General features: G+C 66.9%; 5 protein-coding genes. All 5 read right to left on the bottom strand.

Annotated features, from left to right (window positions below; all coding sequences use genetic code 11):
- Positions 1-79: 79 nt before the first annotated feature.
- On the bottom strand, positions 80-9,394 hold the full coding sequence (locus ACZZZN_RS01510; protein ID WP_463503496.1) for an isopeptide-forming domain-containing fimbrial protein: 9,315 nt from the start codon (positions 9,392-9,394) through the stop codon (positions 80-82).
- A 984-nt stretch (positions 9,395-10,378) separates the two neighbouring features.
- Complete coding sequence (gene tuf / locus ACZZZN_RS01505; RefSeq protein ID WP_201471244.1) at positions 10,379-11,569, bottom strand: elongation factor Tu; 1,191 nt, start codon at positions 11,567-11,569, stop codon at positions 10,379-10,381.
- Positions 11,570-11,717: 148 nt separating this feature from the next.
- A complete protein-coding gene (gene fusA / locus ACZZZN_RS01500) occupies positions 11,718-13,835 on the bottom strand; it encodes an elongation factor G (RefSeq protein WP_463503495.1) in 2,118 nt (705 codons plus the stop codon).
- Between the two features lie 84 nt (positions 13,836-13,919).
- Positions 13,920-14,390: a 30S ribosomal protein S7 gene (gene rpsG, locus ACZZZN_RS01495; RefSeq protein ID WP_463503494.1), complete on the bottom strand. Its 471-nt coding sequence runs from the start codon at positions 14,388-14,390 to the stop codon at positions 13,920-13,922.
- A gap of 5 nt (positions 14,391-14,395) precedes the next feature.
- The gene (gene rpsL, locus ACZZZN_RS01490; RefSeq protein ID WP_056312883.1) at positions 14,396-14,764 is read right to left on the bottom strand and encodes a 30S ribosomal protein S12; all 369 of its coding nucleotides are present in this window, start codon (positions 14,762-14,764) and stop codon (positions 14,396-14,398) included.
- Between the last annotated feature and the right edge of the window lie 74 nt (positions 14,765-14,838).

Genomic DNA, 14,838 nt, shown 5'->3' with positions numbered 1-14,838 from the left:
GCTCAGGGACCCAGTTCGGCTGAGAGAGCCATGAACGGCTCGGGACCCAGGGAGTGAATCCCTGGGTCCCGAGCATCCGTCATTCGGCGGCGATCACCTCACGGCTGCGGTGGTAGCCCACGAACAGTCCGCCCGAGAGCATCAGCAGCAGTGCCACAGCGAGCAGCCACGCGTTGAACTCTGCACCCGTGGTGGCCAGCGCGCCACCGGGTGTGATCACCACCGGTCCCCCGGGTGTGATCACGACCGGACCGCCGGGTGTGATCACGACCGGTCCGCCGGGCGTCACCACCACCGGATCCTCCGGTGTGATCACCACGGGAACAGCGGGCGTGACAGGTGCCGTCGCATCGTCGACCAGCTGGGCATCGTCGGTCTGCTCTGTCGGCGACTCGACGGTGACGGTGTTGGTCACCGACGGGTATGCCGCCTGGCCGATGCTCACGACCACACTCAGCGTGACCTGCTCGTCGACGTCGAGTCCCTCCGCGAGCGTCCAGATCACGACCTGGCCGTCGACCCGCACTCCGTCATCGGGCGACGACACGAACGAGAGTCCCTCGGGCAGAGCATCCGTGACCACGATGGGGCCGGCATCCGCCGTCGGTCCGTCGTTGCGCACGGTGATCTCGAACTCGCCCGCGCCACCGACCTGGAAGGCACCGACGGCGCTCTTCTCCACGACCAGAGTCGCCATCGGCGGCACGGTCACGGCGTCTTCCGCCCGGTTGTCGTCGGGTGTGCGGTCGGGGTGCTCGTCGGTGATCTCGGCGGCGGTCACGTCTGCGACGTTGACCACCTCGGGATAGGCACCTGCGAGCACGCGCGTCTCGACGACCAGGATGCTCGTCGACTCCCCCGGCGCGAGCGCACCGGCGTACCGGGCGACGACGAGGGTTCCGGCCGCAGCATCCGCAGCATCGACCGGTGCGACCGACTCGATCGTCCACCCGTCCGCCGTGGTTCCGGCGGCCGAGACGACCTCGAGCCCTGCGGGCACGGTGTCGGTGACGACCACATCGGTGGCCTCGGATGCTCCTGCATTGCGCACCGAGATCGCGAAGGGCAGCTCATCGCCGATGCGCACGGCATCTGCGACATGGCTCTTCGTGATCGACAGGTCGACCTCGCGGGCGACGGTCAGATCGGCCGTGTCGGTGTCGTTCTCGGGATTCGCATCAGGCGTGCCCGAGGTGACTGTGGCCGAGTTGGTGAGCACCGCACCGTGTGCGACGGCCGAGTCGACGAGCACGTCGAACTCGATCGCGGGCGCGACTCCCCCGGCCGCGAGACCGAGCGAGGCCGGAGCCACCGTGAACGTCACGCTCTGCGGATCGGCATCATCGGCACGCGCCGACCATCCGATCGCCGCGTCCCCGACGAGACCGGTGAAGCGCACACCTGCCGGCAGCTGATCGACGACGGTGATCGGGCCGATCGCATCGCTCGAACCGAGGTTCGAGACCTCGATGCGATAGCGCGCGCTCTCACCTGCGACAGCGGATGCCGTCTCCGCACCCTCGGCGTCGATCGCCGTCTTGACGAGACGCAGGTCGGCCTCTGTCGTGACGTCGATCGCCGCATCGTCGCTGACCTGGTGCGGCTCGGCGGCGCGACTGTCGGTCCACGACACTGTCGCCGTGTTGGTCAGCGCCGTGCCGGTGGGCACGTTCGCGTCGATCCGAGCGACGACCGTGAGCACGCTGTCGCCCAGCGGGTGCGCCTCGCGCACACAGCTCTGAGCCGTGTCGCAGGTCCACCCCTCGCCCTCGATCGAGACCGGGGTGAGACCCGCAGGCAGCAAATCGGTGACGGCCGCGTCGGCGAACGACGGACCGTCGTTGCGCACGGTGAGCGTGTACGAGACCTCGGTGCCGGCGACCCACGGGCCGTCAGCTGCGAGCTTGGTGATGGTGAGCTCTGCGAAGGTCACGACATCGACCGTCGCTTCGGCGTGGTTGTTGCCGGCATCCGCGTCGTCGGGGCCGGCGACATCCGCCGCATTCACCAGACGCTGCGGCCGCACCTCGGGGGCGACGTCGACCGTGACCTCGATCACGATCGTCGCTCCGACAGCGAGCACGTCACCCGTGTCGAGCACCGACCAGGCGATCGCTCGCCCGTCGTCGCTCACGGTCGGCTCGGCATCCACCGCACCGAGACCCGCCGCATCGACGGTCGACGACACGTAGGTGAGGCCTGCGGGCAGCTGATCGACGATCTCGATCGGCGCGCTCGAGAGGCTCGGACCGTTGTTGGTCACGGTCAGCAGGAAGCGCGTCTGCGTGCCCGCCGTCACCTGCGACACGACGTCGTCGGCCACGGGCGCGCCATCGGTATCGATCGCTTGCTTGACGATCGAGAGATCGGCGACGCGATCGGATGCCGTGGTGTCGAGGTCGTCGGGAGCATTGGTCGAGTTCTCGGCCTCCGCCACGACGACGTTGCGCACCTCGGTTCCGGGCTCCAACTCGGCCGGCAGCGCGTAGGTCACGATGAACGATCTGGTGTTGTCGCCGGTCGCGGCGGGCAGGGTGCCCGCCAGCGCGAAGACATCACCGGTCGCGGCTTCGGCCTTAACCTCAACCTCGGCCTCGGCCTCGGCCTCAGCCTCAGTACCGGTCGTGCGCGTCCATTCGCCGCTCTCGTCCGTCACCTCGACGTACGTCAGCATCTCGGGAGCCTGGTCGGTGACCGTGACCTGACGAGCATCCGCGGGTCCGTTGTTGGTCACGACGACGCGGTAGCTCGCCGTGGCTCCGGCGGCCACCTCGGGAAGGGCTCCGCCCAGCTGCGCGGCATCCTTCCACTCCCCGCCGTCGAGCACGACGCGGGTCTTGGTGATCGCGAGAGACGTCTGGTCGCCCGGGGTGACCGTGACGGCATCCTCGTTGTTCTCCGGCGTCGGGTCGACCGTCACCGGCGAATCGACGACCGCGGAGTTGGTGATCTCACCATCGGTCCACGACGCCTCGACGGTTCCCGTCAGGAACAGCTGCTGCGCAGCACCCACCGGCATCTGCGACCCCGTGTAGGTCCACGTGATCACGTCACCCGCCGAAGCGGGCCAGCCGTCAGAGGCCGCGACCGTCCACTCAGAGAGATCGGCAGACGGGTCCTGCACCTCGACGACACCCGCAGGCACCGTGTCGGTGACCGTGATCGGCGTCGCCGCAGCGCGGCGCTCCGGCTCGACGCTGGTCGTGGATGCCGCAGATGGTCCGTCGTTGCGCACCGAGATGCTCCACGTGATCGGGCGTCCGGCAGTGACCTCGGTGGTGGTGACGGCCTTGGTCAGCACCAGATCTGCGGCGCTCGCGAGCGGCTTGGTCACCTGCGAGCTGTTGTCCAGGAGGTCTTCCGGGCGCTCCCAGGTGCGACCGGCGACGCTCGCCGAGTTGCTCGCCGAGCCGACGGCCGACTCGTCGATGGTGACGTCGGCGACGAGCACGAGGCTGTCACTTCCGTCGGCCTTCAGCGCGAGGGTCGCGTCTCCCACGACGAACGGGTCGGATGACGTGCCGGCACCCGCGACCGCGAAGGGCTCACCCTCGGTGTCGTCGGCATCGGCGAAGTAGCGCGCGGTGAACGATCCCGTGGTCACTCCCTCGGGCAGTTCGGCCTCGTCGACGATGCGGAACGGCCCGTTGGCGGCATCCGGCCCCTGGTTGGTGACCGTGAGACGCCACTGCGGCTGGGTGTACCCGGCGCGCAGGCTCTCGCCCGCGGTCCAGTCGCCCTCGGCATTTCCGCCGATGGCCTCCTTGACCATCTTCAGGTCGGCGCGCGCGATGTGCGCGTCGGCCGTGGCCGGGTCGCTCGCATACGGTCCGTCGGCGTTGCCCTCGGCACCGACAGTGTCGGTCGCCACTCCGCTCACCGCGTTGGTATGCGCGAACGCGAGTCCCTCATCGGTCATCATCGCCGCGCCGAGCTCGGGCTTCGACGAGAACGTGACCGTCAACGTGCGCTGAGCGTCGGTCGCCCCATCGATGGTTCCGGGCAGCAGCGGGTTTCCGTCCTCGGCCTCGAGCGGCCAGGTGACCGTCTGACGATCGCCGTCTTCGCCGAGCGTGGGCTCGCCGAGCTCGACGGGTGGCTGACCGCCGACCTGCAGCACCGGCACGACGGTCGGGTCGTACGCCCAGTTCTCGGGCAGGGTGTCGGTCAGGGTCACCGTCTGCGCGGCTCCCTCCCCGGTGTTCGTGGCCTGAAGGGTCCACGAGAACGACCCGCCGACGAAGGCCGGCACATCGTTCGTGGGGCTCTTCGAGAGTTCGACCTGCGGGAAATGCGGGGCGATGTCGGCCTCAGCGACCTGCGGCGTCAGCGTCACCCCACCCGGAGTCTTGCCTGCCGGGCGGTTCTTGTCGCCCGGCACATAGGTCCATCCGTTGTTCGGTTTCGAGGTGTACTCGTTCACCGCCACGGAGTTCTTCAGCACGGTGTCCTTGGTGATGCCCTTCGACGCGGCGAACGTGCCGTAGTAGATGATCTCGTGGGTGTTCGAGCCGTCGACGTTACTCAGCGGGCCCGGGATCGTCCAGGTGATGGTCCCGCCGCCGCCGGCGAGCAGCATCGCAGCGTCATCGAACTTGGTGCCCGTGAAGGCCTCCTGGGTCGTGTCGACACTGATGCCGACCGGAACCGTGTCGGTCACGACGATGCCGTAGGCCGGAACAGCTCCGGTGTTCTTCACCTCGATGCGGTACTCGAACGACTGGTCGGGGTTGCCGGTGGCCTTCGATGCGAAGGCATCGGGAGCAGAGCCCGTGGCCCGCACGGTCTTCGCGACCGTGACCTTCGGGTCGACGATCGTGACCTCCGCCGTCGTGTTCAACGTCACCCGGTCACCGGGGATCGCGGAGTCGTTGATCTTGTTCCACGAGAAGCTCGCCGTGTTGACCGGTCTGCTCGACGTCACCTCCGGCATCAGGCGAGCCTGATAGGTCACAGTGATGGCACGCGGCTTGTCCCACGAGCGGATGTCGTTCGACGTGATCTTCCACGACAGCTTGCCGTCGGCGAGCGTCGGCGCGCTGATGGTGGGGACGCGCGTGTCGGCATCCCACTGCAGCGTCTCGGAATGCGTACCCGTCGGCACGAACTCGACGCCGGTGGGCAGCACATCGGTGAGCACCACGTCGTAGAAGTTGGTGTTGGCGGGGAGCGCGGTCGTGACCGTGTAGGTCACGAGCTCGCCCACCGCGGCAGATGCAGGACTGACCGACTTCTGCGGCACCGCATCTGGGAGCCGTACGACAGCGTTCGCGTTCACTGTGTAGGTGCCGCGTCGGTCGGTCGTGTCGGTGTCGCCGCCGACGGCGACGGGCAGCGTGTGTCCGGTCAGCGTGGCGCGGTTGACGAACTGCGAGGCGCCGCCCGCCTGCTCATCGACCGTCCCCGTGTAGGTGAGGGTCGGGGCAGTACCCGTGCCGGGAAGCATGCGGATCTTCCACTCGATGACCGTGCCCGTGCCTGAACCGCGCGTGATGACGCCGGCGCTCGTGGCCGAGCAGTTCTCGTCGAGGACGTTCGCCTGGCCCGTGGAAGTGCGCAGGTTGCTCGCCGCAAGCTCCTTCGGCACGCAGTCGATGATGACCACGTCGTAGAGTGCCGGGCGCCCCGAGGTGTTGCTCGCGGTCAGGGTGAAATCGACCGTGCCGTTCGCGCGCACCTCGGCCGACGAGGCCGTCTTCCTGAGCGTCGGGGCGGGCTGCACGAACGTCGCGTTCGCGGTGTCGGTGCGAACCACCGGAATGGGCGCCTCGGTGTTCGGATCGGTGAATATGAGGGCCGCCGTGTTCGTCAGGGTCGACCTGTCGGTGATGTCAGCGACGCCCGGGTTCGACACATCCCGGTCCTTCATCCATACGGTTATCCGAACGCGGAACTTCTGCGCGTCCTCCGTCGCGTTCGTATACGTGTCGGGGAATGTCAGCACACCGTGCGCGGCACCCTCGGTCTGCGCGACCCTGAAGTCCGTCGCCCCGTCACCGGTGATCAGCGCGTCACCATCCGGTCCGAAGTACCGAGCGCTGTCCTGCACGTACTCGTACGGCAGGTTGCGGCCCGCCACGGCGAACCGCCCGTTGTCCGAGAGCACAGCGCCCTTGACCGTCGTGCGCGCGGGGATCGTCACGGAGTACTCGAACGTCGCGTACTCGCCCTGCACGATCTGGCTCGCGGAGTTGCGGGTGCCGTCACCGAGATCAGTCATGCCGGCGGCACCTACGCCCGGTGCGACCTCGGTCGAGAACAGGTTCTTCTCGATCGTCACGTCGGGCAGGTGCACCTCGGCGCTGTCGACGGTGTCGATGTCGGATGCCGACACCTCGCCATCACCCGGGGTGCGCGTCGTCAGCTGCTGTCCGCCGCCGTCGCGCTGCGGCACCACGGTGGTCTTTCCGCCACCGGCGTTCTCGACCGCGTAGTCGACGATGCCCGCAGTGTTCGTGTACTTCTGCGTCAGCTGCGCGGCATCTCCTCCGCCGATGACGGTGCCGTTGGGCACGGTGAGGCGGTAGCCGAGGCTGAAGCCGCTGACGGCCTCCGGCGTCGTCCCCACTGCGGCGACGGAACCGGCGATCGACGCGCTGATCTTCCAGACGATCACCGATCGTCCGGTGAAGGCGCTGCTCAGCGCGATGCCGTCGGGCAGGGTCTCCCCCGCGTCGTACATCGTCGCGACAGCATCCGCTCCGCCGAGCTGCGCGCCCGTCGGGTGGAGCTCTGCGAGTGGCGCCGACACGTCGGCCTTCTTCACACCGGCCGGCAGCACATCCCAGACCACGTAGTCGGTGGTGGTGTTCTGCGGAGCCTTCACATCGATGCGGTAGTCGACCCGGTCGCCCTGCACGACCTGCTCGCTCTGGTCGCGATCGCCGAAGGAGCCGGCGATCTCGCGCCCGTTGACCGCGACGATGCCCTTCGTGAGGGTCGAACCCCAGTCGAGGTCGATGCCGGCATCCGATCGACGGAAGTCGAGCACGCCGTCGACGTTGACCTGCTGGTACTTCGCCTGGTTGAGGGGGTTGTCGACCTCGTCCTGAGACGCGGACTGCGCCTTCACGGTGCCACGGACGAAGACGGTGAGTGTGCTGCCCTCGGGCATGAAGCGATCACCGCTCGAGGCGCGGTTGCGTGCGCCGAGCTCCCATGTCAGCGAGGCGCCGGTGGGCGCGACGTTCGGGATGTAGGCGGTCGGGAATCCCGGGGAGCCGTATGCCACCGGGCCCATCACATCGGTGGAACCGGGGATGCCGGTGTAGGCGTAGCGAAGCTCCTGCACCTCGATGCCCTCGGGCAGATAGTCGGTGAGCAGCGGGTTGCGGCTGTCGATGCCGTCGGCGAAGTCCACGAACAGGCGATACCAGACGTCATCCCCCGGGGAGAAGGGCTTGGCGGCCTGCTTCAGCAGCTCCTCCGGCTGCTCCATGTCGGGTGTCGTGCCGCGCTCGAGCACGGTCTTCTCGAGGATCGTGCGGTCCGAGCCGATGACGGCGGCCGAGTCGTCGAAGACGTATCGAGCGCCGCCCACGCGGTCGGCCATCGTCGGGTCGTTCGCGATCGCGGCGATCGGCTCGGTCTTCGCGGTCACCGAGACCTTGTTGACGAAGCTGTCACCCGAGCTCGTGCCGCCGCCGGCACCCGTGTAGTTCGGGCGCTGCGTCACGGAGTACTCGGCGGTGAACGGCTCGCCGGCGTTCAGGGGGTCGACGTCGACGACGACCGTGAAGGTGCCGTCGGTCGGGGTGTAGGTGATCGACACGAGGTGGAGTTCGGGCGACAGCACGGCCGCGGACTCCGTGGTCGGGTAGTTGCATGCATCGCCGGGGGCCTGCGCGTTCCACGTCTGCTGCGTCACGGTCTCGGAGCCGATGATGAGATCGACGCCGTCGAGCGAACCCGGGAAGGCGGGGCACAGTCCGTTGGGGATCACATCGGTGAGCACGATGTCGCTCGCATCGACATATTCGCTGACCTTGAGGTCGATCGAGTACGTCGCCACCGAACCGGTGGTGAACTGGCCGCCCGTGTCGACGCGCTTCAGCACGCGCACGTCGACGGCTTCGATGATCTCGCCATCGTCGTCGTGCGCGGCACGCAGGGCCGGGTCATCGTTCACGACGGGGCCCTGGTACTGGCCGTCGACCATCGCGACGTTGCGGAACGTCTGCGCCGCCTCGGGAGTCGACTCGCCGCCGTGGCGCGTCGAGGCTCCGGTGTTGTTGTCGAGATTCGCCGCCTGCGCACCGGTGGCGGCATCGGGGGCGGAGCCCTCTGCCCACAGTGCGTTCGCGAACAGCGGGACAGCCGCGTGATACTCGATCACCCGCGTCTCGCCGGCCTCGAGCGGAGCCAGCGTCCAGACGATCTTCGTGTAGATACCCGCGCCCGGCAGGCCGAGGGCTGCAGCTTCGGATGCCGACAGCTGCACGGTGTCGACGGACTCGCCGACGGTCGTGCCGCCCTCGATGACCGGGGCACCGGCGTACTCGATACTCGAGCTGTTGTCGTTGTCCTGTGCCAGACCGAGGTATTCGAGCCCGGCGGGGAGGTAGTCGGTGACGGTGACGTCGTTCGTCGCGCCGCGCGTCGTGTTCTCGACCTTCATCGAGTACGTCGTGATGGTGGTGTGTACGCCGCGCAGCAGCTCGCTCTCGGCGCTCGGCTCATCCTTGACGATGCGCACGGCCTGCACGGGCACGTCGTCGGTGGCGACTCCGGCGCCAGACGTGTGGGCCGTCGAGCGCGAGACGCTGGGCGAGCCGTCGAACGTGGGTAGACGCGTCGGATCGTTCGACGTGTATACGGCGATCGAGAAGCCGACCACGCTGCCGACCGGATAGTCATCGTTCGGTGCGACCGTGATGGTCGGTGAGACGGTGCCGCCCTGCGGCAGGTCGTCCACGTTCGACCAGACCCAGATCTGCTGTCCGGCGGGCACGGCGCAGAGCGGCGCCTGCCCGGGGGCGTTGACGAGGCCGAGGGAAACGCAGGATGCGTCGGCCGCCGTGCGTGCGCGATTGGGCAATACATCGCCCGCGGCGTAGATCTTCGGCGCGGCGAGTGCGCCACCCTGAACCTCACCCGAGACGTACGAGACGTTGGCCGGCAGTGTCGCCACGAGCGCCAGGTTGAACTGTGCGCCGCCGCTGCGGTTGGTCACATCGATCGAGAACCCGACGTTCTCGCCGGCCAGGACGAAGTCCTTGACCGTACCGGTCGGATCGACGTTCTCGGCCGAGACGCTGGGCGTCCAGGACGCTGCGGTCGCCATCTGCGCGGCGACCCCGAGAGCGAGCGCTCCCGTGATCAGTGAGACGACGGTGGCGATTGCCGTCAGTCTCCGGGCGCGCGAAAAAGTCCTTCGACGCAGGGTCGAACGCATGCTGAAACTCCCCTATTACCCTGCGTGCCACTCCCCGGCGCGCAGGTACTCCCCTGACGCAGACACCGTCGACGGCCGTTCAGGGAAGCGTGGGGCCATCCTGAAGTGTCAGCGGTTCGCGTCCGGCCTTGACCCCGGGCGCGCGCCTGCGTGCTGCGTATGCGCAGCGTTCCTCACCATATACGACACTTCAAGTTATATTCAAGGTCATACATCGGCGCGTCGTGCCGCATGGCTGCGGATTCCGTCGCGAGACCGCCGATTCTGCGCCAAACCCATCGCCTGCGCGGGGGTTTCGCGCCGGAATGTGGGTTTCGCCGCGGCATCCCCCGCCGCAGCGTCCTTGGCCGCAGCCGCCGTCGCCCTCGGCTTCGACCCCGGCTTCGATCCCGTCTTCTCCCCGCTGCGGCCCGCTACCCAGCGAGACCACGCTTCTCGCACGAGACCCATCGCCTGCACAGGGGTCTCGCCCCGGAATTCGGGTTTCGCCGCAGCATCCCCCCGCCGCAGCCGCCGCTGCCGCCGCCCCCGTCGCCCCCGGCGTCGACCCGCTGCAGCCCAATACCCCTCGAGACCGCGCTTCTCGCACGAGACCCACCCCCAGCACACGGATCTCACCCCGAAAGGTGGGTTTCGCCGCAGCATCCCCCCGCCGCAGCCCCCGCCACCCCCGGCTTCGACCCCGGCTTCGCCCCCGCTGCGGCCCGCTACACCGCGAGACCGCGCTTTGCGCACGAGACCCACCCCCAGCACACGGGTCTCACCCGGAAAGTTGGGTTTCGCCGCGCGCACGCCGTCGTGCCGCCACGAAACCGCCCTTCCCGCACGAAACCCACCGCCAGCACACGGGTCTCGGCCCGAAATGTGGGTCTCGCGCCGCACACCACCGCCGACGCCGCACGGCAGCGGCCGACGGCACCGCGGCCCGGGTACGACAAAGGGGCCGGACCCGAAGGTCCGACCCCTGTGCCAGAAAGCAGATGCTTACTTGATGATCTTCGTGACCGTACCAGCGCCGACGGTACGTCCACCCTCACGGATGGCGAAGCCGAGGCCCTCTTCCATGGCGATCGGCTGGATCAGCTCGACCGTCACGTCAGTGGTGTCGCCGGGCATGACCATCTCGGTGCCCTCGGGCAGCGTGATGACGCCGGTGACGTCGGTGGTGCGGAAGTAGAACTGCGGGCGGTAGTTCGTGTAGAACGGGTTGTGACGCCCACCCTCATCCTTGGAAAGGATGTACGCGGTGCCCGCGAAGTCGGTGTGCGGCGTGACCGAACCCGGCTTGACGATGACCTGACCGCGCTCCACGTCTTCACGCTTCGTGCCACGGAGCAGGAGACCACAGTTCTCGCCGGCCCATGCCTCGTCGAGCTGCTTGTGGAACATCTCGATACCCGTGACCGTGGTCTTGACGGTCGGACGGAGTCCGACGATCTCGACCTCGGAGTTGATGGCCAGCGTGCCACGCTCGGCGCGGCCGGTGACGACGGTTCCACGACCGGTGATCGTGAAGACGTCCTCGACGGGCATCAGGAACGGCTTGTCCTTGTCGCGCACGGGGTCGGGAACGTTCTCGTCCACGGCCTCCATGAGGTCCAGGATCGCCTGGGTCCACTTCTCGTCACCCTCGAGGGCCTTGAGAGCGGAGACGCGAACGACAGGAGCGTCTTCCGCGAAGCCCTGCGATGCGAGCAGCTCGGAGACCTCGAGCTCGACGAGCTCCAGGATCTCCTCGTCGTCGACCATGTCGGACTTGTTCAGCGCGACCAGCAGGTACGGAACGCCGACCTGCTTGGCGAGCAGCACGTGCTCACGCGTCTGAGCCATCGGGCCGTCGGTGGCGGCGACCACGAGGATCGCGCCGTCCATCTGAGCAGCACCGGTGATCATGTTCTTGACGTAGTCGGCGTGGCCGGGGGCGTCAACGTGCGCGTAGTGGCGCTTCGGGGTCTCGTACTCGATGTGCGAGATGTTGATGGTGATTCCACGCTGGCGCTCTTCCGGCGCCGAGTCGATGGAAGCGAAGTCGCGCTGCACGTTGGTGTCAGACGGGAACTTGTCAGCAAGCACCTTCGAGATCGCTGCGGAGAGCGTGGTCTTGCCGTGGTCAACGTGACCGATGGTTCCGATGTTGACGTGCGGCTTGGTCCGCTCGAACTTGGCCTTAGCCACTGGGTCCTCCTCAGGACGTCATGTAGAGGGTGCCGGGCACTGGTTTGCGACCGGTTCTCTACGGGTGTGAATCTCAGTTTAGTAGAGAGGGAATGTGAAGTTGTAGGGGACCTGGGAGCCGGACCTGAGCCCGGCTCCCAGGAAGTTGTTACTCGCCGCCCTGGTGCTTCTGGACGATCTCGTCGGCCACAGCGCGGGGAACCTCAGCGTAGCTGTTGAACTCCATCGAGTAGACGGCGCGACCCGAAGTCTTCGAGCGCAGGTCACCGATGTAACCGAACATCTCGGACAGCGGGACGTGTGCACGGACGACCTTGACGCCGGCGGCGTCTTCCATCGACTGGATCTGGCCACGACGCGAGTTCAGGTCGCCGATGACGTCGCCCATGTACTCCTCGGGAGTACGCACCTCGACCGCCATGAGCGGCTCGAGCAGTGCCGGGCTCGCCCGACGAAGGGCTTCCTTCATACCCATCGACCCTGCGATCTTGAACGCCATCTCCGAGGAGTCGACATCGTGAGCCGCACCATCGACGATGGTCGCCTTGACGCCGACGATCGGGTAGCCGGCGAGCACGCCGACGTTCATCGCATCCTGGAAACCGGCATCGATCGAGCCGATGTACTCACGCGGGATACGACCACCGGTGACCGCGTTGACGAACTCGTACGTCTTCTCGTCGTCGAGGTCGAGCGGCTCGATGTTGAACTGGATCTTCGCGAACTGACCCGATCCACCCGTCTGCTTCTTGTGCGTGTAGTCGTGCTTCTCGACGCCCTTGCGGATCGTCTCGCGGTACGCCACCTGCGGCTTGCCGACGTTGGCCTCGACGTTGAACTCGCGCTTCATGCGGTCGACGAGGATGTCGAGGTGCAGCTCGCCCATGCCCTTGATGGTCGTCTGACCGGTCTCGGGGTTGAGCTCCGTGCGGAAGGTCGGGTCCTCTTCAGCGAGCTTCTGGATGGCGACACCCAGCTTCTCCTGGTCGGCCTTGGTCTTCGGCTCGATGGCGACCTCGATGACGGGCTCGGGGAACGTCATCGACTCGAGGACGACCGGCGAGGTCGGGTCGGTCAGGGTGTCACCGGTGGTGGTGTCCTTCAGACCGATGACCGCGTAGATGTTGCCCGCGGTGACCGAGGGAACAGGGATCTCCTTGTTGGCGTGCATCTGGAAGATCTTCCCGATGCGCTCCTTCTTGCCCTTGGTCGAGTTGATGACCTGGGCACCGGAGTCGAGCTGGCCCGAGTAGACGCGCACGTAGGTGAGGCGACCGAAGAACGGGTGCACCGCGACCTTGAACGCGAGAGCTGCGAACGGGTCCTTCGCGTCGGGGTGACGCTCGATGATCGTGTCGTAGTCCTTGGGGTCGTGCGCCTGGATCGAACCCACGTCGAGCGGGTTCGGCAGGTAGTCGACGACCGCGTCGAGCATCGGCTGGACGCCACGGTTCTTGAACGCCGAACCGCAGAGCACCGGGTAGATCTCCGAAGCCACGGTGAGCTTGCGGATCGCGCCCTTGATCTCGGCGACGGTCAGCTCTTCGCCACCGAAGAACTTCTCGAGCAGCGCGTCGTCGGTCTCGGCGACGGTCTCGAGGAGCTGCTGACGGTACTCGTCGGCCTTGTCCTTGAGGTCGGCCGGGATCTCCTGGATCTCGTAGGAGGCGCCCATGGTGACGTCACCCTTGGAGTCACCCGCCCAGACGAGCGCACGCATCTCGACGAGGTCGATGACGCCGATGAAGTCGTTCTCCGCACCGATGGGCAGCTGGATGACCAGCGGCTTGGCGCCGAGGCGGTTGATGATGGTGTCGACGGTGAAGTAGAAGTCCGCGCCGAGCTTGTCCATCTTGTTGACGAAGCAGATGCGGGGGACGTTGTACTTGTCAGCCTGACGCCACACGGTCTCGGACTGGGGCTCGACGCCCTCCTTGCCGTCGAAGACGGCGACGGCACCGTCGAGGACGCGGAGCGAACGCTCCACCTCGACCGTGAAGTCCACGTGACCGGGGGTGTCGATGATGTTGATCTGGTTCTTGTTCCAGTAGCAGGTCACGGCGGCAGACGTGATCGTGATGCCGCGCTCCTTCTCCTGCTCCATCCAGTCGGTGGTCGATGCACCGTCGTGGGTCTCGCCGAGCTTGTGGTTGACGCCCGTGTAGAACAGGATGCGCTCGGTCGTGGTGGTCTTGCCAGCATCGATGTGAGCCATGATGCCGATGTTCCGGACCTTGTTCAGGTCGGTGAGCACGTCTTGTGCCACAGGAGTGTCCTTATCTTTTGTGCAGTCGTACTGCGAAGAGGGGGTGTCCGCCCCCGATGTGTGATCGGGGGCGGACGAAGCTGTTTACCAGCGGTAGTGAGCGAACGCGCGGTTCGACTCGGCCATCTTGTGCGTGTCTTCACGACGCTTGACGGCAGCGCCGAGACCGTTCGACGCGTCGAGGATCTCGTTCTGCAGACGCTCGGTCATCGTCTTCTCACGACGACCCTTCGCGTAGCTGACGAGCCAGCGCAGCGCGAGGGTGTTCGCGCGGTGCGGCTTGACCTCGATCGGAACCTGGTAGGTCGAGCCACCGACACGGCGGCTCTTGACCTCGAGGGTGGGGCGCACGTTGTCGAGCGCCTTCTTCAGAGTGGCGACGGCATCCTGACCGTTCTTCGCTTCGACGCCCTTGAGAGCGTCGTAGACGATCGACTCGGCGAGCGACTTCTTGCCGTCGACCAGGATCTTGTTGACCAGCTGGCTGACGATCGGAGCGCCGTATACCGGGTCGTTGACGACGGGACGCTTCGGGGCGGGACCCTTACGAGGCATTGGACTCAGCCCTTCTTCGCGCCGTAGCGGCTGCGAGCCTGCTTACGGTTCTTGACGGCCTGGGTGTCCAGGGCGCCGCGGACGATCTTGTAGCGAACACCGGGGAGGTCCTTGACACGACCGCCGCGGACGAGCACCAGCGAGTGCTCCTGGAGGTTGTGACCCTCACCCGGGATGTAGGCGGTGACCTCGGACCCGTTGCGGAGCTTCACACGAGCGACCTTGCGCATCGCCGAGTTCGGCTTCTTCGGGGTGGTGGTGTAGACGCGGGTGCAGACCCCGGCCTGCTGCGGGTTCGACTTCAGGGCAGGCGTCTTGGTCTTGGTGACCTTCGGCGAGCGACCCTTGCGAACCAACTGCTGAATGGTTGGCACGTTCTCTCCTCATAGTGCTGCACGGTGACAGCGTGATGGGTTTCACCTCATGACCCACCGGCACGCCGGAATCG

Source organism: Microbacterium sp. AC145, from assembly GCF_979258505.1.
This window is presented reverse-complemented; position numbering and strand designations above follow the sequence as displayed.